The following is a 23,625-nucleotide window of genomic DNA, read 5'->3' as shown; positions in this document are numbered from 1 at the left end:
GGTCTTTTGGACCCCGGCGCTGTTCTCGCCATCATCGTCGCGATCGATGCGATGACGGTCGTTCGTCGAATATCAATCAGTAATCCCACTGCACCGGAACGAAGCGGAAATTCTCGCCGTTCCTTGCAATGTGGCCGATGGACGGGAATGCGACATGCGCCGCGGCCACTAGCGCGCCGGTCTCGGCGGCTTCGTTAAGCAGCGCGATGCGCACGTCCGTAGCGACTTCCGGCTCGTGCTCGAAGCCATTCTGCCAACGGGGATTGTCGAAGCCGACTTCGAAGATGGCGTCGCCTACGAAGGTCAGCTTCTCGCCCTTCGATGCAACGTCCACCACACAATGCCCCGGGGTATGTCCCCCCCGTCACTCGCGCCGACACGCCCGCGGCGACTTCCACGGTCCGATCGAACAGCACGAGGTTCTTGCTGTAGAGCTCGACGAACCTGGCGGCCGCCTTGCGCAGGGCGGGAGGAACCGCTTCCGGCATGACGGTCCTGCTGAAGTCCGGATCCTTCCAGAACTCGACTTCCGCGGCCGCTACGTGAATGCGTACGTCCGGGCGCAGCCTGGCCTTGACCCCATCCACGTTCAGCCCACCGACGTGATCCATGTGCATATGGGTGATGACGATATCGGTGATCGCAGCCAGATCGATACCGGCCGATTCCAGCCGCATCACCGACCGACCGGCGCGCGAGAAGTATTCGAATCCGTCGCCGACGCCCGAATCGATCAGGATCAGGCGTTCGCCGCTGCGCACGAGCGCGACGTTCAGCGCCCAGTCGAACATGTCACGTTGCAGGAAGCGGCTGTCGAACCATGCGTTGCGGTCCGATTGGCTCACGTTGGTCGACATGGTGCTGGTCGGAAGCGGAAGGATGCCATCGCTGATCAGCACGACGTCGACGTCCCCCCACGCGCACGGCGTAGCGCGAGGGAACCAGTTCGCCAGCACCTGCCTTGCCAAGGTTGGCGGTCACCGGCTGCACATTGCGGGTCGTTTCGCTCATTTTCTGTACTCCTGTCAATTGGTGGGTAAGCCGCGCCATGCGGCAGGCGACGTCCGTTTCGTTGTGCGGACATCTTCCTCAACCGTCGCACGCTGTGTGCAACCATCGTCGCAACGGAGTGTAGGCAGGAGGGGCGACCGGCAGTAGATTCGCGGGGGCCTTCAGTATGTTGATCGAACGACAACAATCTCCGGCGGGCGACGACACGCGCAAGCAATCTTTCCGTTGAAGGATGGCATGGGGCAACGCGGCTCAATAGCGGAGAGACCGGGTCGCTTCGTCGTGACGGAAGCCCGCTGCGAGCGATTGGCGGGCGGTTGCTTCGGTCGATCTCGTGGCAAGCGCCGGCCGCTGCCCGGACACGTCGGGGAATTAATTGACCGAACGGTCGGTTTATATATAATGCTTCCTACCGCCCGGCCCACGCATGGCCGGGACCCGCCAGAGGAGGCGCTATGTACACCCAAAGCCTGGACCTGCCCCAACAGTCCCTGCCGGCCGACACGCAGCGCGCCGCCAACGAAGGCGCCAATGCAGCCGACGACGCCCACGCGCAGGCCGCGTTCGATTCCCGCCTGGCCGAGGACGGCAAGATCGAGCCGCAGGACTGGATGCCGGCGGCCTACCGCAAGACGCTGGTCCGCCAGATTTCCCAGCACGCCCATTCCGAGATCATCGGCATGCTGCCCGAGGGCAACTGGATCACGCGCGCGCCGTCGCTCAAGCGCAAGGCGATCCTGCTGGCGAAGGTGCAGGACGAAGGCGGCCACGGCCTCTATCTCTATTCGGCGGCCGAGACGCTGGGCACCTCGCGCGACGAGATGGTCGACGCCCTGCATCGCGGCAAGGCCAAGTATTCGTCGATCTTCAATTACCCGACGCTGACCTGGGCCGATGTCGGCGTGATCGGCTGGCTGGTAGACGGCGCGGCGATCATGAACCAGATTCCGCTGTGCCGCTGCTCCTACGGTCCGTATGCACGGGCGATGATCCGCATCTGCAAGGAAGAGTCGTTCCACCAGCGCCAGGGTTTCGACGCGCTGCTGGCGATGATGCGCGGCACCGATGCCCAGCGCGAGATGGTGCAGGACGCGGTCAATCGCTGGTGGTTTCCGGTGCTGATGATGTTCGGCCCGCCCGATGCGGCGTCGACCAACAGCGCGCAGACCATGGCGTGGGGCATCAAGCGCATCTCGAACGACGACCTGCGCCAGAAATTCGTCGATGCGACGGTGGAGCAGGCCAAGGTGCTCGGCGTCACGCTGCCCGACCCGGGCCTGCGCTGGAACGAGGAACGCGGCCACTACGACTACAGCCCGCTGGACTGGGACGAGTTCTGGCGGGTCATCAACGGCGACGGCCCGTGCAACCGCGAACGGCTGGCGACGCGCGTCAAGGCGCACGAAGACGGCGCCTGGGTACGCGAGGCCGCGCTGGCCCACGCCGCCAAGGTGGCGCAGCGGGAAGCGGCGCAAGCGCGCGCCGCGGCCTGAGCCGCGACCGCCCGGGCAAGCCACCGCAAGCCACCGCAAGCCGCCAACAGGAGACAGCAAGATGACGCAAAAGGAATGGCCGCTGTGGGAAGTGTTCGTCCGCAGCAAGCAGGGCCTCGAACACAAGCATTGCGGCAGCCTGCACGCGGCCGACGCGCACCAGGCGCTGCGCATGGCGCGCGACGTCTATACGCGACGCCAGGAAGGCGTGTCGATCTGGGTGGTGCCGTCGTCGGCGATCACCGCCAGCGTGCCCGACGAGAAGGCGGAGCTGTTTGACCCGATGGCCGACAAGATCTACCGGCATCCGACCTTTTATCAGCTGCCCGATGAAGTCAACCATATGTAAGAAGGGCCGCGCATGACCGCCACGCTCAGTCCCACGCCTTCGCCGCTGCTGTCCAACCTGCCGCTGGCGCGCACCGCCGGCTGGCAGTATGTGCTGCGCCTCGCCGACAACGCGCTGATCCTCGGCCAGCGCAACGCCGAGTGGTGCGGCCACGGCCCCGTGCTGGAAGAAGACATCGCGCTGGCCAATATCAGCCTGGACCTGATCGGCCAGGCGCGCCTGCTCTATGCGCGCGCCGGCGAACTGGAGGCCGAGCTGACCGGCCGCGCCCGCCACGAGGACGACTACGCCTACTGGCGCGGCGAGCGCGAATTCCGCAACTGGACGCTGCTGGAACTGCCGCACAGCGGGCCGCTGGCCGGCACCGCCTCGTCGGACCGCGACTACGCCGTCACCATCGTGCGCAACTTCCTGTACAGCGCGCTGATGGTCGAGCTGTGGAGCGCGCTCGAAGGCAGCCGCGACGCGGGCCTGGCCGCGATCGCCTCGAAGTCGATCAAGGAAGCGCGCTATCACCTGCATCACGGCGCCGACTGGCTGGTGCGGCTGGGCGACGGCACCGAGCTGTCGCACGAACGCACGCAGCGCGCGCTGGACCATCTGCTGCCCTATATGAACGAATGCTTCGCGCCGGACCCGGTCGAGCAGGAAGCGGCCGCGCAGGGTATCGCGGTGCCGACCGCGGAACTGCGGCCGGCCTGGCAGGCGACCGTCGAGCAGACCGTGGCCGAGGCCACGCTGACGCTGCCCGCCGCGACCGGCTTCGTGTCGACCGGCAAGCAGGGCCTGCACTCGGAGCATATGAGCTACCTGCTGGCGCAGATGCAGAGCCTGGCGCGCGCCCATCCCGGCGCGCACTGGTAACGCCGGACGCCGCGCACATCGAGGCCGATCCCATGCCAGCCACCTTGACCCTCCCGCGCACGCACCCGGACACGCACGCGCACCCGCACGCTGACAAGCACCCGGACACCCGCGTGCAGGCGCCCCACGCCGATGCCGACGCGCAGGCCCGCGTGGCCCGCGCCTGGACGGTGCTCGACGCGGTGCCCGATCCCGAGATCCCGGTGGTGTCGATCCGCGACCTGGGCATCCTGCGCGAGGTGGCGATTGCCGACGACGGCGCGCTGGAGATCGTGATCACGCCCACCTATTCGGGCTGCCCCGCGATGGCGGAGATCGCCGAGGACATCGGCCGCGCGCTCGACCAGGCGGATCTTGGCCCGTGGAAGATCCGCACCGTGCTGGCGCCGGCGTGGACCACCGACTGGATTACCGCCGAGGGCCGCGACAAGCTGCGGGCCTACGGCATCGCGCCCCCGGCGCGCTGCGCAGACCATGGTGCGCCAAGCCGGCCGCTGCGCTTTGTGCCGCGCCACCACGCCACCGGCGCTACGGGCGCTCGGGTCGCTACGAGCGCCGCGACCGCCGCCGGTGCCACGGGCGCCAGGGTCACCGACAACGTCACCTGCCCGCACTGCGGCAGCGCCGACACCGAGCCGCTGTCGCAGTTCGGCTCGACCGCGTGCAAGGCGCTCTACCGCTGCCGCGCCTGCCGCGAACCGTTCGACTACTTCAAGCCGTACTAGCCACCGTACCAGCCAGGCCGCCCGGCTCGCGCCGCGGCCCACCGTCCCCACGCCGCCATGACCCCTCAGTTCCATCCGCTGCGCGTGGCGCAGGTCCGCCCCGAAACCGCCGACACCGTCTCGGTCGCCTTCGAGGTCCCGCCCGCGCTGCGCGACGCCTACCGCTTCAGGCAGGGCCAGTTCCTGACGCTGCGCACGTCGATCGACGGCCAGGAGGTACGGCGTTCGTATTCGATCTGCTGCGGCGTGCAGGACTACGACGAACACGGCGAGCTGCGCGTCGCAGTCAAGCGGGTCGACGACGGGCTGTTCTCGAACTTCCTGCACGATGCGGTGGTGCCGGGCCACACCATCGACGTGATGACGCCGGACGGCCGCTTCCATGTGCCGCTCGACCCCGAGGCGGCGCGCCACTACGTCGCCTTCGCCGCAGGCAGCGGCATCACGCCGGTGATGTCGCTGATCCGGACCACGCTGGCGGTCGAGCCGAACAGCCGCTTCACGCTGGTGTACGGCAACCGCAATGTCGACAGCATCATCTTCGCCGAGGCGCTGGACGACCTGAAGAACCAGTACCTGTCGCGGCTGACGCTGTACCACGTGCTGTCGCGCCAGCCGCAGGAGGTCGACCTGCTGCATGGCCGGCTGGACCGCGCGCGGGTGCAGGCCTTCCTCGAGACGCTGATCCCCGTCGAAGACATCGATGCGGCCTTCGTCTGCGGCCCGGCCTCCATGATCGACGACGTCGAGGCCGCGCTGAAGGACGCCGGCCTGGACCCGCACAAGATCCACGCCGAGCGCTTTGGCGTGCCGCTGGCCCAGCCGCGCCGCCAGCCCGCCAAGGTCACCACGGACGAGGCCGGCACCGCGCAACTGGTGGTGGTGCTCGACGGCAAGCAGCACGCGATGCGCATTCCGCTGCAGGACGCCAACGTGCTCGACACCGCGCTGGCCGCCGGGCTGGACCTGCCCTATGCCTGCAAGGGCGGGGTCTGCTGCACCTGCCGCGCCAAGGTGCTCGAGGGCAAGGTCGAGATGGAGAAGAACTACACGCTCGAGCCGTGGGAGATGGACAAGGGCTTCGTGCTGACCTGCCAGGCCCGGCCGCTGACCGAGCGAGTGGTGGTCAGCTACGACGAGCGATAGGCCGGAAGAGGACTGCGGGACCGCGCCGCGGCCGAACCCGTGACCCAACACGGCCGAACGCGGGATGCAGCGCGCGACGAAACCCGCGACCGGACCCGAGCCGAACGCGCGGCGGCGCACGCACCGCCGCCGCCCCGCCGCGATGCATGGTTAAAATGGCCGCTGCCTGAAACCGGGCGCCCGGGCGCCACCGCGCCGATGCCGCGCCGCCACGGCCCGACTACGGACCGACTACGGCCCGAATACGGCCGGATACGGCGCCGCCCGCCGCCCGCGCGGTGCTGTTGAGCCGTCTTATCCATATACAATCACGGCCATGCAATACATCCACGTCGTCAACGGTGACATGGCGGGCAACACGCTGCGCCAGGCACTGGCGCAAGCTGCCCGTCCGGACCCCGTCGTCGTGCTGCGCGACGACCTGGCCGTCGGCCCGATCGCCGACGTGGACAGCAGCGGCCTGATCCGCTCCGGCTTCTGGCAGCGCGTGGCCCCGCACAGCGAGATCGACTTCGCCGCCGAGATGCGCCAGGCGCTGGACCAGTTGCAGGGCCTGCGCCAGAGCGAGCCCGAGGTCGCGATCTGGCACGGCCAGAGCGCCTCCGACCAGCTGATGCTGCGCCGGGTCGTGTTCCACCTGTATCAGAGCCCGCAGCGGATCAACGAGGTCGCGATGGACAGCCGCGAGCTCGACGGCACCACCCAGGGCAACCTGACCGCGATCGGCATGTATCCGGCCGCCCGGCTGGCGCGCCGCTTCTCCACCATCGCACCGGTCTCGGTGCTGCGGCTGGGCCGGCTCGGCTACGAGTGGCAGCAGAACGTCAAGGAAAACGCCGACGTGCGGCTGTGGAAGGGCAATACGCTGGTGCCCGCGGCCTACCACTCCGTCGACGAGGTGATCCTGGAACGCGCCCCGCTCGAATGGACGCCCGCGGCCCAGGTGGTCGGCAGCGTGATGGGCGCGATCGAGGGGCTGCTGGCCAGCGACTGGTTCGTGTTCTGGCGCTGCCGCGAACTGATCGGCGCGGGCCAGATGGTGCTGCGTGGCAATGCCGATTCGCTGCAGACCTGCGAGCTGCGGCGCAATCTGACGGCCGATTCCTGATGGCCCGTACCAAGGCGCCCGACTTCGAGGCCCAACGCGAACAGATCCTCGAGCTGGCCGCGGCGGCGTTTGCCGCCAGCAGCTATCCGAGCACGTCGATGGCCGACCTGGCCGCGGCCTGCGGCACCTCGAAAGCGCGGCTGTACCACTATTACGAGAGCAAGGAAGCGATCCTGTTCGACCTGCTCGATCGCTATACGCGCCGGCTGATGCTGATCGTCACCGAGGTCGAGGCGGAGGCCGAGCGCCGGGGCCACAGCGAGCGCGACAGCTTCGCCAACCTGATCCGCGCCTTCCTGGCCGAGTACGAGACCTCGCAGACCCGGCATATCGCGCTGATCAACGACGTCAAGTTCCTCGCGCCCGAGCAGCGGGACATCATCCTGAAGCGCGAGCGCGATGTGGTCGCGGCCTTCTCGCGCCAGTTGCGGCGGGCCTATCCGGAACGGGTCACGCGCGAGAACCAGACCGCGCTGACGATGACGGTGTTCGGCATGATCAACTGGACCTTCACCTGGCTCAAGCCGGGCGGCAAGCTGTCCTACGCCGACTTCGCCGAGATGGTGATCGACCTGCTGGCGGGCGGCCTGCCCGGACACGCGCGCGCCTGACGCCGCGGCGCTCCCGCGATAGAATGCCGCCTGCGCCGGGGACGACCCCCGCGCCGCCGCGGCAAGCCGTTCCGGCTTCGAGATTCGATCCAGCGGCGCCCGACCAACCGGGGACGGCCCCGATGCCTCGACACCATCGCAGCCCACCATGCCCTGGATCTACGTTCTGCTCGCCGGCCTCACCGAAATCGCCTGGGCCACCGGCCTCAAATACTCCGAAGGTTTTTCCCGCCTGTGGCCATCGGCCTTCACCATCGTGACGATGGTGGTCAGCTTCTGGCTGCTGTCGCTCGCCATGCGCGCGCTGCCGCTCGGCACCGCCTATGCGGTCTGGACCGGCATCGGCGCGGTCGGCTCGTTCGCGGTCGGCATCCTGCTGTTCGGCGAATCGGCCAGCTTCTGGCGGCTGTTCAGCGCCGGCCTGGTCCTGGCCGGCATCGTCGGCCTGAAGCTGTCGTCGTAGCCGCGCGCGCGACCGCGGCGGCGGGGGCAGAGACACGCGCGGCGGCGAGGGTGCCAACGAGGGCGCCGACGAGGACGGCGACCCCGGCGCGGGTCACGACCACTCGGCCTCCTCGCGCCGGCGCCGCTGCTCGCGGTCCTGCCTGAACATCTCCTCGAGCTCGTCGCGCGCCTGGCGCGCCAGCGACACCATCGTCTTCTGGTCGGTGTAGTGCGGATAGAAGCGGTCGATCGCGGCGATGTTGTGGCGACGGAATTTCATCGCGGCGGCGCGGGCCTCGGCCGGGTCCAGCCCCAGCCCTTCGAGCACGCGGCGGCCCAGCATCAGCGAGCCCTCGAACATCTCGCGCTCGAACAGCTCGACGCCGCGGTCCTTCAGCAGATAGACGTGCGACACATGGCGGGCGCGGGCGTAGATGCGCAGATGCGGAAAGCGCTGGCGCACGCGGTCGATCAGCGCCAGGCTCTCGTCCATGCCGTCGACCGCGACCACCAGGATCCTGGCCTTCGCCGCGCCCGCGGCTTCGAGCAGGTCCATGCGCGTGGCATCGCCATAGAAGACCTTGAAGCCGAACTGCCGCAGGAAATCGATCTGATCGGGGTCGTGGTCGAGCACCGTCACGCCGATGCCCTGCGCATACAGCAGGCGGCCGACGATCTGGCCGAAGCGGCCGAAGCCGGCGATCAGCACCGGGTTGTCCTGCGGCTCGATGGTCTCGTCCGCCCGCTGGCGCAGCTTGCCGGCCCGCGGCGCGACGATCTGGTCGTAGGCCAGCAGCAGCAAGGGCGTGCTCACCATCGACAGCGCCACCACCAGCACCAGCAGCGCGGCGATGTCCTCGGGCAGCAGCCCGGCGGAGCGCGCCACGCCGAACACGACGAAGGCGAACTCGCCGGCCTGCGAGATCAGCAGCGCGAACAGCAGGCGCTGGCCGCGCGCGATCTCGAAGCGCGGCGCCAGCAGGCGCAGCACCAGCACCTTGGCGCCGACCACCGCGGCGACCAGCCCCAGCACCTGCCACGGCTGCTGCGCCATCACGCCGAAGTCGATCGACATGCCGACCGCCATGAAGAACAGCCCCAGCAGCAGGCCCTTGAAGGGCTCGATGTCGGCCTCGAGCGCGTGGCGGTATTCCGAGTCGGCCAGCAGCACGCCGGCGAGGAAGGTGCCGAGCGCCATCGACATGCCGACCGCCTCCATCATCGCGGCGATGCCGACCACCAGCAGCAGCGCGAAGGCGGTGAACATCTCGCGCATGCCGGTGCGGGCGATGAAACGCAGCGCCGGCCGGACCAGATAGCGCCCGCCGACCACCACCGCGGCGATCACCGCCACCGCCTTGGCCGCGCCGATCCAGGCGTGGCCGTCGGCCGGCTGCGAACCGTCGAACGTCAGCATCGGCAGCAACGCGATCATCGGGATCGCGGCGATGTCCTGGAACAGCAGGATGCCGAAGCTGGCCTTGCCGGCCGGCGTGGCGAACAGATTGCGCTCGCCCAGCGTCGCCAGCGCGATCGCGGTCGACGACAGCGCCAGGCCGAGCCCGGCCACCAGCGCGACCTGCCAGCTGGCGCCCAGCGCCGCGGCCAACGCGCCGATCAGCAACGCGCAGCCGGCCATCTGCAGGGCGCCATAGCCGAAGATGGTCTGGCGCAGCGCCCACAGCTTGGTGGGCGCCAGCTCCAGGCCGATCACGAACAGCATCAGCACGACGCCGAATTCCGAGAAGCTCAGGATCGATTCGACGTCGGTGACCACCCGCAGCGCCCACGGCCCGATCGCCGCGCCGGCGAGCAGATAGCCGAGCACCGCTCCCAGGCCGAAACGGCGCGCCAGCGGCACCGCCACCACCGCGGCGACCAGGAACACCAGCACCACGCGCAGCGCATCATGCGGACTCATGCGAGCTCCAGCCGGGTGGCCGCACTGGCGGCGCTGGCCGCGGTGGCCGCCTTGGTCGGGCTGCCTTCGCCGCCGTGGCCGAGCGCGGCCATGACCTCGGCGATCACGCGCTGTACGCCCGCCTCGTCCAGCCGGTAGGCGTCGTGAATCGCGATCGGCGCGCGCCACGTCATGCCGCATTCCAGCGCCATCTGCTCCAGCGGCAACAGGAACGAGGACAGCGGATGCCGGTGCACGCCCTCCTCCGAGTAGCCGTCCTCGGTCCCGCGCGTGCTGGCCACCACCAGGCAGGACTTGCCGCGCAGCGCGGTGCCGCCCGGGCCATGGGCCCAGCCCCGCTCGAGCACCTCGTCCATCCACAGCTTCAGCAGCGGCGGCACGCTGAACCAGAAGGTCGGAAACTGCAGCACCACGGTGTCGGCGCACGACAGCGCGCGCTGCTCGGCCACCACGTCGATGTCGTAATCGGGATAGCGCGCATAGAGATCGCGCACGTCGACATCGGGCAGCGCGGCAAGCGCCTCGGCCAGCGGCCGGTTCACATGCGAGCGCCGGGCGCGCGCATTGGCATAGATCACAACGATGGGTCGGGCGGGCATGGTGTGTAGCAGGCGTTACTTTCACCGGCAGGACGGGATGGCGAGGAGAGCTGCAACAGACTGCGGCGTTGCAACATTTCCACACCAAGAAGTCGCCGAATCAGCAAACAAGTTATTGATTTATAAGGAATCCGAAGAATGTCAGCTCGGCCGAGGCGCGCTCTGCGACGCACCATGCTTACGCCAAACTGACAAATGCGCTACAATACTTTTCGCGTTGCCGCAAGATAGGATTTGCCCCATCCATTAGGAAATTGCATTCTGATGGTCTACTTTGACAAGTCTGCTTGCCGCGATGTGACGTTTATACCCTGAATCGCCCAAGGAACAGAAAGTGAATCCGCTCGAACTGAGCAAGGCGGTCGGTGCCTTCACCGACGAAGATCTTCGCAAAGCAGCCGCAGCCTCGCAGGCCGCCCAGCGCCCGACCACTCTGGTGCGCGAGCTGGGGGCCCAGCATCGCTCGCGCCTGCTGAAGCATTTTCTCGCCCTCGGCGAGGAAGATCGCCTGCTCCGCTTCGGCCAGTCGGTGGGCGACCATGTGATCGAAGCCTATGTCGACAGCATCGACTTCGACCACGACACGGTGTTCGGCGTCTACGACGAGCATATCGAGCTGGTCGGCGTTGGCCACTTCGCCAACCTGCGCGACAACGCCCAGGGCCGCGTGGCGGAGTTCGGCGTGTCGGTGTCGCAGAGCGCGCGCGGGCGCGGCATCGGCAGCGCGCTGTTCGAGCGCGCCGCGATCCACGGCCGCAACACCCACGTGCGCACGCTGTACATGCACTGCCTGTCGCGCAACGCCGCGATGATGCACATCGCCAAGAAGGCCGGCATGAAGGTCCAGTACGCCTACGGCGAGGCCGACGCCTACCTGGAGCTGCCGCCGGCGGACACGGTCAGCCGGCTGACCGAGGCGATCGACGAACAGGTCGCTGACCTCGACTATGTGGTGCGCCGCAATCTGCGCGACGCGCGCCGCTTCGGCCAGCGCTTCTGGCGCTCGATCATGCCGCAGAAGAGCACGGCCTGATCGGCATCGAAAGCCGCCGACAGGGAAACGGCGCGCCGACTGGCGCGCCGTTTTTCGTTTGGGGGCTGCCAGGGGAACGCCGCCGGGCCGGTCGGTCGTCAAGGCGCTCCGCCGCTTGGCTGCCCGGGGGCGTGCCGCTCGGTGTGTCCGCCGCTCGCTCGGCCGCTCGGCCGCTCGGTCGCTCGGTCGCTCAGCCGCTCAGCCGCCAACCACCGGCAGCGCCGTGGTGTCCTTGATCGATTCGAGCGCGAAACTCGAGCGCACATCGATTACCGCCGGATGGGCCAGCAGCTGGTCCTTCATGAAGCGGGCGAAGTGGTCCATGTCCTCGACGTAGACCTTCAGCAGCAGGTCCATCTCGCCGGTCATTGCATGGCAGGCGGCAACCTCCGGCCAGATGGCGATGGCGGCGCGAAACAGATCCAGCGGCGCCTTGCCCTTGGGCGCGCCGCCGTGCTTCTCCAGGCGTACGTTGATGTAGGCCAGCAGCCCCAGCCCGATCTTGCCGGGCTCCAGCAGCGCCGCGTACTGCCGGATCACGCCGATCTCCTCCAGCCGGCGGATGCGCCGCAGGCATGGGCTCGGCGACAGGCTGACGCGCTCCGCGACTTCGAGATTGGTCAACCGCCCGTTGGTCTGCAGGACCTCGAGGATCTTCCGGTCGATCTTGTCCAGCTCCACCTTGCTCACGATATTGTTGCTCCGCAATAAGACAGCCAGCAATTTTTTTGCGCAAATTTAGCAAGACGGGCACAAGGTTGCAATTTTTTGTGAGATGACGTGTCCTCCGGCGCCGAGCCGGCCATTCCGCGACGGCCGGACGAATGCGCGGCTCGGCCAAGCACGCCGCGGCTCGGCCGAGTACGCCCGCCGGCGAACGCCAAAGACAAAGCGCGCGGCCTTTCGGACCGCGCGCTTTCTATTGCCGCTGTATCGGCCTCACCCGCTCTGCCGCGGGACGCCGAGGGAGCTCCAGGGAATGACCGCTCAACCGCCCTCGGTCGACGGCACCGCAGGGTTGTTCGGCTGCGTCGGCGGGGTGCCGGCATTGCCCGCGGTTCCCGGTGCACCCGGCGCGCCGGGTGCGCCCTTCATGCCGTGGTGGTGGCGGTGCATCCGCTCCATCCGCTGCTGATGCGCCTGGCGCATGCCGGCACCGATCTCGTCGCGCGTCAGCTTGCCGTCCTTGTTGGCATCGAGACGGTCATAGTGGCCGGCCATGCGCGGCATGCCGGCCTCGGCCTCCTGCTTGCTCAGCGCGCCGTCGCCATCCTTGTCGGCGGCCTTGAAGCGCGCATCGAAGCGCTCGCGCATCTGCTGGCGGTGCTGCTCGTGCTGGGCCTTGTGGAAGGCGCGCATCTCGTCCCGGTCGATCTTGCCGTCCTTGTTGGCATCGACGCGCGCGAACATCGCATCGGCCTCGGCCTTCGAGATCGCCCCATCGCGGTCGGTATCGGCCGCGCGCAGCGACATGCCGCCGTGGTGGCCGTGGTGGCGATGATGACGGTGGTGGTGGCCGTCGGCGCGGTGACCCTTGTGCGCCGGCTTGCCTTCAGCCGCGGAGGCCGAGGCGGTGGCTTGCGGCACGCCCTGGGTGGCGGGGGCCGGTGCCTGAGTCTGCGCGATCGCGCTGCCGCCGATCGCCAGGAACACCGCCGAAGCGGCCAGGAACTGGTGAACAGGGCGCGGCTTGATGGTGTTTCGTGACATGTCTGTTTTCCTTGTTTCGGTCGACTGGTCGGATTGACCATGTACCGATTAGAACGCAGACGATGGCGGGAAGTTGGCCGGATTAATAGGATGTTACGCGGCTCACAGAAACGGCCCCGGGCTGTAAAACGGCCGCAATACGGGAGCAATACAGGACCAATTCGGGAGCAATACGGGGACGGTACGAAAGCGATGCAGGACGCCGGCAGCCGGTTCGCCTCGCGCGTTCGCGCATTCAGCCTTTGGACATCATCGCCCCGTCGTCGCCCTGGTCCATGCCGGGGTTCATGCCGGGGTTCATGCCCGGATTCACCGCGGGGTTCATGCCGGGATTCACGCCAGGATTGGCGCCCGGGTTATAGCCGGGGTTGGCGCCGGGATTGAAGCCGGGATTGGGCGCCTGCTGCGGCGGAACCTGCCCCGCCATGCCCGGCGTCGGCGCCATGCCGGACGGCCGCGGCTGGGTCGCCGCGGGAGCCGCGGCGGTGGCGGGGGGATTCACCGCGGGGTTCGGCATCGGCGGCGTGGCCGGTGTCGACAGCGGGGCCGCGGCGCCGGACGGCGGGGTCGCCAACGGCGCGGGCGTCGCGGACGGCAGGGTACCGCGCGCCGCCAACGGCCGCGCCGGCAAGGCGATGGTCTGGCGCGCGCCGTCGCGCTCGATCACCACCGCGCGGTCGCGGATCTCGACCAGCCGGATCTGCGGCGACAGCGCGGCCCCGGCGCGCAGCGCCTTCGGCGGACCGTTGTCGATCGATACCACCGCCGCGCCGCCGCCCAACGGGTCGGCGATCACGCCGAGCAGCTGCACGTCGCGCACGCCGGCCTGCGGACTGCCGCCGAACAGCGTCGCGATGGCGCCGGTCTCGACCGCCTCGGTCTGCGCCACGCGCGCGGTCTTCGGCACGGGGATCGTGTCCATCGCGCTGAAGGTCAGCACCCATCGCGTCGCCAGCGCGCACAGCGCGACGAACAGCAGCAGCGTGGCGATGCGCGGCAGCCAGGCGGCGCCGGCATCGAAACGGAAAGCGGATGGCAGGGACAGTGGCACGAGGTCGCGTCGGGCGGGCCGGGATGGGCCGCCGCAGGTTGTCGATGGCGGCAAGCGTAACAGAGCGTCATGGCGATTGTCTTGCGGCCCGCATGACAGCGGCGGTCGCGGCCTGCGCGGCAACCAACATGGCAACGAGCGCGGCAACGACGTAGCAGCCAACGTGACAGCCAACGCCGCAACGACGTAGCAACCGACGTGGCCGCCCGCGCGCAACGACGTAGCAGTCCACGTAGCAGCCGACACGGCAACGAACGTGGCCGCCGACGAGGCCGCCGACGAGGCCGCGATGTCGGTGCTCGTCCGGTACCGAGGCGTCACAAGCCGCGGGTATACTGGACGACCATCCACCGGTGCGCGACGCGGTCGCCGCGCCGGCTTCGACTCCGTCGACAACCTAGGCCTGAAAACCCGATGCGCAGAAACACTCCGTCCAGCTCCGCCCTCGCCCGACCCAGCCAACCCGCCGGCGCCGCCCGTCTGCGCCGCCGCCGTGCCGGCTTCACGCTGATCGAGATCATGGTGGTGATCGTGATTCTCGGCGTGCTCGCGGCACTGGTCGTGCCCAAGATCATGAGCCGCCCGGACGAAGCGCGCATCGTGGCGGCCCGCCAGGACATCTCGTCGATCATGCAGGCGCTGAAGCTGTACCGCCTCGACAACAGCCGCTACCCGACCACCGAGCAGGGCCTGGCGGCGCTGGTCACCCGCCCGACCACCGAGCCGATCCCCAACAACTGGAAGGGCGGCGGTTATCTCGAAAAGCTGCCGCGCGATCCCTGGGGCCAGCCGTACCAGTACCTGAACCCCGGCGTGCGCGGCGAGATCGACGTGTTCAGCTTCGGTGCCGACGGCCAGGCCGGCGGCAACGGCAACGACGCCGATATCGGCAACTGGGACTAAGCGTCCCGCCGCCGGCCGACGCCCGTCTTCATCATGGCCACCGGCGCGCACCGCTTGCATCCATCGCATCCATCGCACCCGCCGTGCGCGCCGCGTGCATCGCGTGCATCGGGAAAGCGCTCGCGCGGCTTCACGCTGCTCGAGCTGCTGGTCGTGATGGTGCTGGCCGGCATCGTGGTGTCGATGGTGGCGATCAACGCCACGCCCAATGAGCGCGGCCGCATCCTCGACGACGGCCAGAAGGTCGCCCGCCTGTTCGAACTGGCGCAGGAAGAGGCGCAGCTGCGCGCCCGGCCGCTGGCCTGGGAAGCCGACCCGCAGGGCTGGCGCTTCCTCGAGGCCACGCCGTCCGGCTGGATGCCGCTGCTCGACGACGTCTTCGCGCCGGGCCAGTGGCGGCTGCCGCTGGACCAGGTCGCGGTGACCGCCGGCGCCGCCGGCCAGGGCGGCGCCCGGCTGGTATTCGGCCGCGAGTGGATCGACGCGCCGCGGCAGCTGGTGCTGGTACGCGGCAATATCCGCGTCGAGGTGACCGGCGACGGTACCGGCCGCTATTTCGCCAGCGCGCAATGAGTCCGCACCGCCGCGCCCGCCCCCCGCGCGGGAACGCCCAGCCGCCGCCCGCGCGGCTTCACGCTGATCGAGGTACTGGTCGCGCTGACCATCCTGGCGGTCGCGCTGACCGCGGCCATGCGCGCGATGGGCTCGATGATCGAGGCCGGCGGCTCGCTGCAGCAGCGCATGCTGGCCGGCTGGAGCGCCGACAACCAACTCGTCGCGCTGCGCCTGACCAAGGCGTGGCCCGAGCCGGGCACGCGCGGCGCGCCCTGCCCGCAGGGCGGCATCGTCCTCTATTGCGAGCAGACTGTCGCGCCGACGCCGAACCCCGCCTTCCGCCGCGTCGAGATCGCGGTCTATCCCTCCGCCGAGGACCGCTCGGTGCGGCTCGCCTGGCTGGTCACCATTGTCCCCAATGAAACGCGCAACCTGCTCTGAAGCGCGTGGCTTCACGCTGATCGAGATGCTGGTCGCCATCACGCTGCTCGCGGTGATGGCGGTGATGGGCTGGCGCGGCCTCGATGCGATGACGCGCGGCCGCGAGCGCCTGGTCGACCACGACCAGCGGCTCGATGCGCTGAAGCTGCTGTACGGCCAGTTCCAGACCGATTGCGAGAACCTGGCCCGACCGGAGGCGCTGCAGCAAAGCCCCGTCGAGCTCGAGGACGGCCGACTGCTGCTGGTGCGCGACCGCCGCGAGCCCGGGCTGCCGGGCGCCTGGCAGGTGGTGGCCTACCGGGTCGAGAACGGCGCCGTGGTGCGCGCCGCCTCCCCCGCCGCTGGACAACCGCCAGGGCGTGCAGGCGGCGCTGATCGCGCTGCGCCAGCCGGGCGGCGGCGGCGAGCTGGTGCGGCCGCTGGTGCCCAACGCGGAAGGGCTGGTCGCGCGCGCCTGGGTCGAACCCGGCGGCTGGCGCGATACCAGCGGCGAGCTGCGCGCCGCGCTGCGGATCGGCGGGGCCAGCGCGGTGCCGGCCAGCAATGCGCAGATCGGCGTCCCGGCCGGCGCGCTGCGCGGGCTGGAGCTGGTGGTGCTGGCGCGAATGGGCGACGGCGACACGCCGCGCCGCTTCGACAAGCTGTGCATGACGGGCCAGTGAGCGCGCCATGAACCGCATCCCGCGCTTCCCTTTCCTTCGATGGCGAGCCGGCCGCCAGCGCGGCGCCGCGGTGGTCACCGCGCTGCTGATCGTCACGCTGGCGGTGGTGGTGGTGTCCGGCCTGCTGTGGCGCCAGCAGGTGCAGATCCGCTCGGTCGAGAACCAGCGCCTGGTGGCGCAGGCAGCCTGGATCGAACGCGCCGCGGTCGACTGGGCCCGGCTGATCCTGCGCGACGACCTGCGCCGCTCCAATGTCGACCATCTCGGCGAGCCGTGGGCCGTGCCGATCGCCGAGACGCGGCTGTCGGACTTCCTCGGCGCCGCGCTGCGCACCGACCGCGCCGGCGAGACCTCCTTCCTGTCCGGCCGCATCCTCGACGCACAAGCCCGCTTCAACCTGCGCAATCTGATCACGACCACCGCCGGCGCCAACGGCGGCATCTCGGTGACCATCGACCCGGCCGGGCTCGCAGCCTATCGGCGCCTGCTGCGCGTGCTGGGCCTGAACCAGGGGCTGGCCGAGGCGACCGCGCGCTATCTGCTGCAAAGCGAACGCGCCGGCGCCGGCCGCGCCGCGCCCCGGCCCCTCGACAGCCTGGCGGACCTGATGGCCATCCCCGGCTATGAGCCCGACATGCTGCCGGTGCTCGAGCCCTTCGTCGACCTGCTGCCGGACCGCACCCCGGTCAACGCCAACACCGCCGACCCCGAGGTGCTGGCGGCGGTCATCGACAAGCTGCCGCTGGACCGCGCCCGCGAACTGGTGCGCCAGCGCGACCGTGCCTATTTCAACAACGTCGGCGACCTGCAGACCCAGTTGCGCGCGATCGCGCCGCAGGCCGACGCCAGCGTCGGCACCGCGCTGGAAACGCGCTCGCACTACTTCCTGATCTACGGGTTGATCCGCCACGAGCGGGCGATCCGGATGCAGGTCTCGCTGGTCCGGCGCGCGGCGGTCCTGGGCAGCGCCCAGGCGACCCAGATCGTCTGGACGCGCGACCTCGAGCGGATGCCGGAGCTGAGATGAAGGCGATGATGACGGCGATGAGCGCGATGAGGGCGACGACTGGGGCGGCGACCGGGGCGGCGACCGGGGCGATGAAGGCGACGAAAGCGATGGCGCCGATCGACATCCCTTGCCCGGAACGCCCGCGCCGCCGGCACGGCGGCCCGCCGCTCGCTGCCGAAACGGTTGACGCGAATCCGCCACAAAGGCAAGGTATGCTGATGCCTTGGCGGAAAGGCATTTACCGGCACCCAGCTGTGCGCACGGCGATCGTCGCCGGCACAGCGGGCACCGCCGACACCGGGCCGGCCCGTGCCTTGGCACCAAACCGGACCAGCTTGCAGACGCGCCCCCGGGCCGTCGACGATTCCGCCGTCCATCTTTACTGCCGCGCAGCCCCAAGGAAACCTTGAGCACCACCCTGTTCGTCCGCCTGCCGCATCGCCCCCCACGATCAACCGCAGCCCTGGCGCTTCGGGGCGCTGCCGTTCGCGCTGGTGCGCGATGCCGTGGCCGCCCACGGGCGACGCGAGCGCGCGCCCGCGACGGGTCCTGTGGGCCATCTGTTGCGCGAGGGATACGCACCGATCGCGGAACTGCCGCCGGCCGACCGGCTGGTGCTGATCGTCGCCGCCGCCGACGTGCTGGTGACCACCGCCGCGGTGCCGCCGCTGGCGCCGAACCGGCTCAAGCTGGCGCTGCCGAACCTGGTCGAGGATTCGCTGGCCGCCGATGCCCAGGCCTGCCATATCGCGGTCGGGCCCGAGGCCCCGCAAGCCGGTGCCGATGCCACCAGCGCGGCCGCCGCGGCGCGCGGTCCGCGCCGCCGCCTGCTGATGGTGACCGAGCGCGCCTGGCTGCGCGCGGTGCTGGACGCCTTTGCCGAACACCGCCATCGCCGCCGCCATCTGCTGCCTGCGCAGTTCTGCCTGCCGCTGGCCGAGGGCGAGTCCGAATCCGAGAGCGCGGGCACGACGATCCCGGCCCACGCTTCGGGCCCAGCTGAACCCTCGGCTGCGCCCGAACCCGCCGCCCCGGTCGAGCCGCCCGCCACGCTGGCGCTCGAAGCCGCCTCCAGCGCGCTGGCCGCCGCCGCGCCGCTGCTCGAAGGGGAAATGAGCACCAGCGCCGGCACCGGCACCGGTCATGCCGCACCGTTCTGGCAACTGACCGTCCGCACCGACCGCTATCAGGGCTACGGCCTGCTGCTGAGCGACGACGCACTGGCCGCGTGGCAGGCGCTGGCGCCGGCCGGCATCTGGTACGGCGACCGCGAGGCGGCCGCCTTGCCGACGCTGACCTCGGTACGCCCGCTCGGCTGGCCGGTCTGGATCGAAGGGGCGCAGGCGAGCTTGCGCGAACCCTCGCTCGATCTGGCGCAGTTCGACTTCGCGCAGGGCCGCGCCGACCGCTGGAACCTGCGCGCCTGGCGCGCGCCGCTGGCGCTGGCCGCCGCGCTGCTGGTCGTCCATCTGGTCGCGCTGAACATCCACTGGCTGATGCTGCGCGGCGAACAGGCGCGGCTGCAGCAGGCCCAGACCCAGCTGCTGCGCAGCGCCTTCCCGCGCATGCCGGTGGTGGTCGACCCACCGCTGCAGATGCGCCGCCAGGTCGAACAGCTGCGGCTGGCCAGCGGCCGCAGCACGCCCGACGATTTCCTGCCGCTGGCCGACCGTTTCGCCCAGGCCGGCCGCCAGTTGCCGCCCGACGCGCTGCTGGCGCTCGAATACCGCGGCCGCGCGCTGCACGCGACGCTCAAGCCGGGCACCGATACCAATGCGCTGCGCCAGGCCGCGCGCCAGGCGGGACTGTCGATGGAAGAGGACCGCGCGCCGGCCGACACGGGCCGCTCCGGCGGCGGCCCCGCGCCCGCCGGCTCGCGCTGGATCATCAAGCCGGGAGCGCTGTCGTGATGCGCGCCATTTGCTCCCTCCCTCCCATGTCCGCCATGCCCGGCCTCCGCGCCATGGCCGCCCTCCGCGCCATGTCCCGCCTCCGCGCCTTGCCCGGCCTCCGCGCCGTGGCGGCCGTCCCGGCCATGGCGACCATGTCCGCTCACCAGGCAACCCCATGAACGACCGCGCGCACGATCGGCCCGCGTCCGCCGCCGCCTCGCGGACCCGCTCCGCCGCCGGCCTGGCCGCGCGGCTCGGCAAGCTGCGCCCGCGCGTGCCCGCCCGCTGGCGCGAGCAGGCCGAGGCCTTCTGGACCGCCCGCAATCCGCGCGAGCAGACCCTGCTGGCGGTCGGCGGCGCGCTGCTGGCGCTGACGATCGGCTACAGCGTGCTGTGGGAACCGGCCGCCGAAGGCCGCGAGCGGCTGCAGAAGAGCCTGCCGCAACTGCGCGCCGAGCTGGCCGAGATGGAAACGCTGGCGCAGGAGGCGCGCGGCCTGTCGGCAAGCCCCGCGCCGGCGTTGCGCGGCGAGGCGCTGGTGCAGGCGCTGCGCGACGGCCTGTCCCAGCATGGCCTGACCGCCAGCCGGGTCGCGCCGACCGGCGACAACACGGTGCAGGTCCAGCTCGACAAGGTGCCGTTCGGCGCGGTGGCCGCCTGGCTCTCGGACGTGCGGCAGCAGCAGCGGCTGAAGGTCACCGACGCCCGCATCGTCTACGTCGGCGCCACCGCCGTCGTCAACGTCACCGCCACCTTGCAGGGACCCGCCGCCGGGCCCGAACGTCCGGGTGGACGTGGCTGATGGCGCGCCTGGAAGCCTTGCGCCTGCGGCGACGCCAGCCGCGGCCCGCCCGCCGCCGCGGCTTGCTGCGCTGGGCGCTGCTCGGCCTGGCCACGGTCGCGGTGACGGTAATCGCCGCGCTGCCGGCGGCCTGGATCGCCGACACCGTCGCCAGCCGGACCGAGGGCCGCGTGCTGCTGGCCGATGCCGCCGGCTCGCTCTGGCGCGGCAGCGCCACGCTGGCGCTGTCAGCCGGCGCCGGCAGCCGCACCGCCACGGTGCTGCCCGGGCGCCTGCAGTGGCAGGTCGCGTTCTGGCCGCTGCTGACCGGCTCGCTGCGGCTGGTCGCGCAACACACCGAGGCGATGCCCGCCCCGGTCACGGTCACCGTGACGCCGTCCGGCTGGCGCGCCCAGTCGGGCTCGATGCGGCTGCCGGCCTCGCTGCTCGAGGGCATCGGCGCGCCGTTCAACACGCTGCGCCCGGACGGCGCGATGCGGCTGGACTGGAGCGCGCTGGAGGGCCGCTTTCGAGGGGACAAGTCCGACGGCGGCCGGCCGGCGGGGATGTACGGCCACCTGACGCTTCGCATCGACCAAGTATCATCGGCCGTCAGCCGGCTGCGGCCGCTCGGCAGCTACCGCGCCGAAATCGACTGGACCGGCCCCACCGGCATGCTCAGGCTGTCGACCGTGGCGGGCCCGCTGCACCTGGAGGGCGGCGGACCGATCGGCCGCCAGGCGCGCTTCGAGGGCACCGCCCACGCGGACCCGGACGCCGCCAATCAGTTGGCCTCCCTATTGAGCCTGCTGGGAAGACGTGAGAACAATGTGACCAGGCTGCGCTTCTGATCCGGCGCAAGGCACCGCGCCAAGCACCGGACCGCGCAACCAACCGACGCTTATGACGACAACAGACCGACGCCCCATCCTGCCCAACGCCTGCGCGCGCGCCGTCACGGCGCTGTGCGCCCTGTCGCTGATGGCGCCGGCCCCGCTCTGGGCGCAGGCACCCGGACAGGCGAGCCCCGCCGTGCCGGCGCCGCCCGACGTCACGCCGCGCAACCGTGATCAGGTCGTGCTCAATTTCGTCAACGCCGATCTGGAGGCGGTGGTGCGCGCAGTGGGCCAGGCCACCGGCAAGAACTTCGTGATCGACCCGCGCGTCAAGGGCACCGTCAACCTGGTCACCGAGGCCCCGGTGTCGCGCGCCCAGGCGCTCGAGACGCTGGGCTCGGTGCTGCGGATGCAGGGCTATGCGATGGTCGAGGCCAACGGCTTCACCAAGGTCGTGCCCGAGGCCGACGCCAAGCTGCAGGGCTCGCCGACCGTGGTCGGCGCGGGCGCCAGCCGCGGCGGCCAGGTGGTGACGCAGGTGTTCCGGCTGAACTACGAGTCGGCCAACGCACTGGTGCCGGTGCTGCGCCCGATGATCGCGCCGAACAACACCATCACCGCCTATCCGGCCAACAACACGCTGGTGATCACCGACTATGCCGACAACCTGCGCCGCATCGCGCGGATCATCGCGGCGATCGACGCCCCCCGCGTCGGGCGAGGTCGAGCTGATCCCGCTGAAGTACGCGATCGCGAGCGACGCCGCGGTGGTGCTGCAGCGCCTGCTCGATCCGGGCGCGGCCGGCGGCGCGCCGGGCGGCGCGGCGGGTCCCGCCGTCGATGCCAGCCTGCGCACCTCGGTGGTCGCCGAGCCGCGCAGCAACGCGCTGCTGGTGCGCGCCACCAGCCGGGCGCGCCTGCAGCAGGCGCGCCAGCTGATCGAGAAGCTGGACCAGCCCCACGCGCGCCCCGGCAACATCTGGGTGGTGCCGCTGAAGAACGCCGACGCGGTCAAGCTGGCGCCGACGCTGCGCGCGATCGTCGCCGCCGACGCCAGCTTCAATGTCGCGCAGCAGGGCCAGGGCGGCATCGGCGGCATCGCCGGCGCGGCCGGTGGCGCGGCGGGCATGGCCGGCGCGCAGAACATCGCGGCGCCGACCGGCCAGTTCACCGGCGGCACCACCGGCATGGGCGGCTACGGCCGCACCGGCAGCACCGGCGGCGGCTTCGGCGGCGGCACCGGCGGCACCGGCTCGGCCTTCTCGGCCTCGTTCGCGCCGAACCAGATTCCGACCACCGGCGGCATCATCCAGGCCGATCCGTCGACCAATTCGCTGATCATCACCGCCAGCGAGGCGGTCTACCGCAGCCTGCGCGCGGTGATCGACGACCTCGACGCGCGCCGCGCGCAGGTCTACATCGAATCGATGATCGTCGAGGTGACCTCGACCCAGGCGGCCGAGCTCGGCATCCAGTGGCAAGGCATCCTCAGCTCCTCCGGCGGCAACAACAACTTCTTCGCCGGCACCAACTTCGGCACCGGCGGCAGCAACATCATCAACCTGAGCGGCGCGGTCTACGACATCTCGCAGAACGGCGCGGCGGGGATCGAACGGGCGGCCCAACTGGTGCCCGACATCGGCGGCCTGAACCTGGGCGTGGTCAACCGCGCGCTGGGCCTGGGCGCGCTGCTGCGCGCGCTGGGCAGCCAGGGCAGCGTCAACCTGCTGTCGACCCCGAACCTGATCACGCTGGAGAACGAGGAAGCCAAGATCCTGATCGGCCAGAACATTCCGATCACCACCGGCTCGTACGCGCAGAACAACGCGGTCGGCGGCGGCACGCCGTTCAACACGTTCGACCGCAAGGATGTCGGCATCACGCTGCGGGTCAAGCCGCAGATCACCGACGGCGGGCTGGTCAAGCTGCAGATCTACCAGGAGTCGTCTTCGGTGGTGCCGGGCACGACCAACCTGATCCAGGGGCCGACCACCAATGTGCGTTCGATCGAGACCAATGTGCTGGTCAATGACGGGCAGATCATCGTGCTGGGCGGCCTGATCGAGGACAACTACGGCGACGGCGTGCAGAAGGTGCCGGGCCTGGGCGACCTGCCGTGGATCGGCGGGCTGTTCCGCTACGAGAACAAGTCGCGTGCGAAGACCAACCTGCTGGTGTTCCTGCGCCCCTACGTGATGCGCACCTCCGGCGCGACCGACCGCATCACGCAGGACCGCTATGGCTATATCCGCGGCGAGCAGCAGGGCTTCGTCTCGCCGAACATGATGATGCGCGACACGCAGACGCCGGTGCTGCCGCCGGCCGAGGCGCCCACCGCGCCGTTCGTCGACCCGCGCAACAACGGCCCGGTGCCCGGTCCGCTGCCGCTCGAGCAGACGCTGCCGCCGCCGGGCCCGACCTCGCGCGCGCCCAACCAGGGCGAGGGCGCCTGAGCGGCGGGCTCGACCACAGAGGCAAACC

21 protein-coding genes and 4 pseudogenes are annotated in these 23,625 nt (G+C 70.3%); 19 read left to right on the top strand and 6 right to left on the bottom strand.

From position 1 onward, the window contains the following. Positions 1 to 76: 76 nt before the first annotated feature. Positions 77 to 1,011 (bottom strand): annotated as a pseudogene (locus OJJOAM_RS10225) (MBL fold metallo-hydrolase). Positions 1,012 to 1,466: 455 nt separating this feature from the next. Here OJJOAM_RS10225 and paaA point away from each other — a divergent pair. From paaA to sugE, 8 genes are all read left to right on the top strand, one after another. Then, positions 1,467 to 2,504 carry a 1,2-phenylacetyl-CoA epoxidase subunit PaaA gene (gene paaA / locus OJJOAM_RS10220; RefSeq protein WP_422647899.1) on the top strand — a complete coding sequence of 346 codons (1,038 nt, stop codon included), beginning with the start codon at positions 1,467 to 1,469 and terminating at the stop codon, positions 2,502 to 2,504. Between the two features lie 61 nt (positions 2,505 to 2,565). Then, the gene (gene paaB, locus OJJOAM_RS10215; RefSeq protein WP_006579224.1) at positions 2,566 to 2,853 is read left to right on the top strand and encodes a 1,2-phenylacetyl-CoA epoxidase subunit PaaB; all 288 of its coding nucleotides are present in this window, start codon (positions 2,566 to 2,568) and stop codon (positions 2,851 to 2,853) included. A 12-nt stretch (positions 2,854 to 2,865) separates the two neighbouring features. Further along, on the top strand, positions 2,866 to 3,717 hold the full coding sequence (paaC, locus tag OJJOAM_RS10210) for a 1,2-phenylacetyl-CoA epoxidase subunit PaaC (RefSeq protein WP_422647898.1): 852 nt from the start codon (positions 2,866 to 2,868) through the stop codon (positions 3,715 to 3,717). A gap of 32 nt (positions 3,718 to 3,749) precedes the next feature. Then, a complete protein-coding gene (gene paaD, locus OJJOAM_RS10205) occupies positions 3,750 to 4,442 on the top strand; it encodes a 1,2-phenylacetyl-CoA epoxidase subunit PaaD (protein ID WP_422647897.1) in 693 nt (230 codons plus the stop codon). A gap of 57 nt (positions 4,443 to 4,499) precedes the next feature. After that, positions 4,500 to 5,588 (top strand): 1,2-phenylacetyl-CoA epoxidase subunit PaaE, encoded by a 1,089-nt coding sequence (gene paaE, locus OJJOAM_RS10200; RefSeq protein ID WP_422647896.1) that lies wholly within the window; start codon positions 4,500 to 4,502, stop codon positions 5,586 to 5,588. A 316-nt stretch (positions 5,589 to 5,904) separates the two neighbouring features. Next, the gene (locus OJJOAM_RS10195) at positions 5,905 to 6,696 is read left to right on the top strand and encodes a DUF1835 domain-containing protein (RefSeq protein ID WP_149317576.1); all 792 of its coding nucleotides are present in this window, start codon (positions 5,905 to 5,907) and stop codon (positions 6,694 to 6,696) included. Next, entirely contained in the window at positions 6,696 to 7,307 is a 612-nt protein-coding gene (locus OJJOAM_RS10190) for a TetR/AcrR family transcriptional regulator (RefSeq protein ID WP_422647895.1), read from the top strand. Before OJJOAM_RS10195 ends, OJJOAM_RS10190 begins: the two co-directional genes overlap by 1 nt. Positions 7,308 to 7,455: 148 nt before the next feature. Continuing rightward, complete coding sequence (gene sugE / locus OJJOAM_RS10185) at positions 7,456 to 7,770, top strand: quaternary ammonium compound efflux SMR transporter SugE (RefSeq protein ID WP_006578904.1); 315 nt, start codon at positions 7,456 to 7,458, stop codon at positions 7,768 to 7,770. Positions 7,771 to 7,863: 93 nt separating this feature from the next. On the opposite strand, the gene kefC is transcribed toward sugE, so the two are convergent. Then, positions 7,864 to 9,672 carry a glutathione-regulated potassium-efflux system protein KefC gene (gene kefC, locus OJJOAM_RS10180; RefSeq protein WP_422647894.1) on the bottom strand — a complete coding sequence of 603 codons (1,809 nt, stop codon included), beginning with the start codon at positions 9,670 to 9,672 and terminating at the stop codon, positions 7,864 to 7,866. Then, positions 9,669 to 10,271 carry an NAD(P)H-dependent oxidoreductase gene (locus tag OJJOAM_RS10175; protein ID WP_422647893.1) on the bottom strand — a complete coding sequence of 201 codons (603 nt, stop codon included), beginning with the start codon at positions 10,269 to 10,271 and terminating at the stop codon, positions 9,669 to 9,671. The genes kefC and OJJOAM_RS10175 overlap by 4 nt, the downstream gene beginning before the upstream one ends. A 334-nt stretch (positions 10,272 to 10,605) precedes the next feature. On the opposite strand from OJJOAM_RS10175, the gene OJJOAM_RS10170 reads away from it, so the two are divergent. Continuing rightward, on the top strand, positions 10,606 to 11,304 hold the full coding sequence (locus tag OJJOAM_RS10170; RefSeq protein WP_422647892.1) for a GNAT family N-acetyltransferase: 699 nt from the start codon (positions 10,606 to 10,608) through the stop codon (positions 11,302 to 11,304). A 198-nt stretch (positions 11,305 to 11,502) separates the two neighbouring features. On the opposite strand, the gene OJJOAM_RS10165 is transcribed toward OJJOAM_RS10170, so the two are convergent. The 3 genes from OJJOAM_RS10165 to OJJOAM_RS10155 all read right to left on the bottom strand — a co-directional run bounded on the left by OJJOAM_RS10165 (position 11,503) and on the right by OJJOAM_RS10155 (position 14,065). Beyond that, complete coding sequence (locus tag OJJOAM_RS10165) at positions 11,503 to 11,994, bottom strand: Lrp/AsnC family transcriptional regulator (RefSeq protein ID WP_150082551.1); 492 nt, start codon at positions 11,992 to 11,994, stop codon at positions 11,503 to 11,505. A 297-nt stretch (positions 11,995 to 12,291) separates the two neighbouring features. Beyond that, positions 12,292 to 13,014 carry an EF-hand domain-containing protein gene (locus tag OJJOAM_RS10160; protein WP_422647891.1) on the bottom strand — a complete coding sequence of 241 codons (723 nt, stop codon included), beginning with the start codon at positions 13,012 to 13,014 and terminating at the stop codon, positions 12,292 to 12,294. 235 nt (positions 13,015 to 13,249) lie between these two features. After that, positions 13,250 to 14,065, bottom strand: a complete 816-nt coding sequence (locus tag OJJOAM_RS10155) for a hypothetical protein (protein ID WP_422647890.1) — start codon at positions 14,063 to 14,065, stop codon at positions 13,250 to 13,252. A 414-nt stretch (positions 14,066 to 14,479) separates the two neighbouring features. Here OJJOAM_RS10155 and gspG point away from each other — a divergent pair, with 414 nt between their 5' ends. The 10 genes and pseudogenes from gspG (at position 14,480) to gspD (ending at position 23,597) form a co-directional block, all read left to right on the top strand. Further along, a complete protein-coding gene (gene gspG, locus OJJOAM_RS10150; protein WP_149317569.1) occupies positions 14,480 to 14,968 on the top strand; it encodes a type II secretion system major pseudopilin GspG in 489 nt (162 codons plus the stop codon). A gap of 33 nt (positions 14,969 to 15,001) precedes the next feature. Beyond that, complete coding sequence (locus OJJOAM_RS10145) at positions 15,002 to 15,541, top strand: prepilin-type N-terminal cleavage/methylation domain-containing protein (protein ID WP_422647889.1); 540 nt, start codon at positions 15,002 to 15,004, stop codon at positions 15,539 to 15,541. A gap of 63 nt (positions 15,542 to 15,604) precedes the next feature. Next, positions 15,605 to 15,964, top strand: coding sequence for a type II secretion system minor pseudopilin GspI (gene gspI, locus OJJOAM_RS10140; RefSeq protein WP_422649564.1), 360 nt, complete (start codon positions 15,605 to 15,607; stop codon positions 15,962 to 15,964). Further along, positions 15,942 to 16,626: pseudogene (locus OJJOAM_RS10135) on the top strand (PulJ/GspJ family protein). Before gspI ends, OJJOAM_RS10135 begins: the two are co-directional and overlap by 23 nt. A 7-nt stretch (positions 16,627 to 16,633) precedes the next feature. Beyond that, positions 16,634 to 17,653: a type II secretion system minor pseudopilin GspK gene (gspK, locus tag OJJOAM_RS10130; RefSeq protein ID WP_422647888.1), complete on the top strand. Its 1,020-nt coding sequence runs from the start codon at positions 16,634 to 16,636 to the stop codon at positions 17,651 to 17,653. Beyond that, positions 17,650 to 18,045, top strand: a complete 396-nt coding sequence (locus OJJOAM_RS10125; RefSeq protein ID WP_422647887.1) for a hypothetical protein — start codon at positions 17,650 to 17,652, stop codon at positions 18,043 to 18,045. The genes gspK and OJJOAM_RS10125 overlap by 4 nt, the downstream gene beginning before the upstream one ends. Next, positions 18,042 to 19,545 (top strand): annotated as a pseudogene (gene gspL / locus OJJOAM_RS10120) (type II secretion system protein GspL). The gene OJJOAM_RS10125 and the pseudogene gspL overlap by 4 nt, the downstream one beginning before the upstream one ends. Before the next feature lie 157 nt (positions 19,546 to 19,702). Further along, positions 19,703 to 20,329, top strand: coding sequence for a type II secretion system protein M (locus OJJOAM_RS10115; RefSeq protein WP_422647886.1), 627 nt, complete (start codon positions 19,703 to 19,705; stop codon positions 20,327 to 20,329). After that, the gene (locus OJJOAM_RS10110; protein WP_422647885.1) at positions 20,329 to 21,159 is read left to right on the top strand and encodes a type II secretion system protein N; all 831 of its coding nucleotides are present in this window, start codon (positions 20,329 to 20,331) and stop codon (positions 21,157 to 21,159) included. The genes OJJOAM_RS10115 and OJJOAM_RS10110 overlap by 1 nt, the downstream gene beginning before the upstream one ends. 52 nt (positions 21,160 to 21,211) lie before the next feature. Continuing rightward, a pseudogene (gspD, locus tag OJJOAM_RS10105) lies at positions 21,212 to 23,597 on the top strand (type II secretion system secretin GspD). The last annotated feature ends 28 nt before the right edge of the window (positions 23,598 to 23,625 follow it).

Source organism: Cupriavidus sp. H18C1 (assembly GCF_049311595.1).
Classification (GTDB): Bacteria; Pseudomonadota; Gammaproteobacteria; order Burkholderiales; family Burkholderiaceae; genus Cupriavidus; species Cupriavidus cauae.
Note: the sequence above shows the minus strand (reverse complement) of the source record. Positions and strands in the feature narration are given on the sequence as shown.

Coding starts and splice junctions, on each gene's coding strand:
- OJJOAM_RS10110 (WP_422647885.1), top strand. CDS start 20,329: ATGGCGCGCCTGGAAGCCTTGCGCCTGCGGCGACGCCAGCCGCGGCCC.
- OJJOAM_RS10125 (WP_422647887.1), top strand. CDS start 17,650: ATGAAGGCGATGATGACGGCGATGAGCGCGATGAGGGCGACGACTGGG.
- OJJOAM_RS10175 (WP_422647893.1), bottom strand. CDS start 10,271: ATGCCCGCCCGACCCATCGTTGTGATCTATGCCAATGCGCGCGCCCGG.
- OJJOAM_RS10195 (WP_149317576.1), top strand. CDS start 5,905: ATGCAATACATCCACGTCGTCAACGGTGACATGGCGGGCAACACGCTG.
- OJJOAM_RS10160 (WP_422647891.1), bottom strand. CDS start 13,014: ATGTCACGAAACACCATCAAGCCGCGCCCTGTTCACCAGTTCCTGGCC.
- gspK (WP_422647888.1), top strand. CDS start 16,634: ATGAACCGCATCCCGCGCTTCCCTTTCCTTCGATGGCGAGCCGGCCGC.
- sugE (WP_006578904.1), top strand. CDS start 7,456: ATGCCCTGGATCTACGTTCTGCTCGCCGGCCTCACCGAAATCGCCTGG.
- OJJOAM_RS10115 (WP_422647886.1), top strand. CDS start 19,703: ATGAACGACCGCGCGCACGATCGGCCCGCGTCCGCCGCCGCCTCGCGG.
- paaC (WP_422647898.1), top strand. CDS start 2,866: ATGACCGCCACGCTCAGTCCCACGCCTTCGCCGCTGCTGTCCAACCTG.
- paaB (WP_006579224.1), top strand. CDS start 2,566: ATGACGCAAAAGGAATGGCCGCTGTGGGAAGTGTTCGTCCGCAGCAAG.
- paaA (WP_422647899.1), top strand. CDS start 1,467: ATGTACACCCAAAGCCTGGACCTGCCCCAACAGTCCCTGCCGGCCGAC.
- OJJOAM_RS10190 (WP_422647895.1), top strand. CDS start 6,696: ATGGCCCGTACCAAGGCGCCCGACTTCGAGGCCCAACGCGAACAGATC.
- paaE (WP_422647896.1), top strand. CDS start 4,500: ATGACCCCTCAGTTCCATCCGCTGCGCGTGGCGCAGGTCCGCCCCGAA.
- gspG (WP_149317569.1), top strand. CDS start 14,480: ATGCGCAGAAACACTCCGTCCAGCTCCGCCCTCGCCCGACCCAGCCAA.
- OJJOAM_RS10145 (WP_422647889.1), top strand. CDS start 15,002: ATGGCCACCGGCGCGCACCGCTTGCATCCATCGCATCCATCGCACCCG.
- paaD (WP_422647897.1), top strand. CDS start 3,750: ATGCCAGCCACCTTGACCCTCCCGCGCACGCACCCGGACACGCACGCG.
- kefC (WP_422647894.1), bottom strand. CDS start 9,672: ATGAGTCCGCATGATGCGCTGCGCGTGGTGCTGGTGTTCCTGGTCGCC.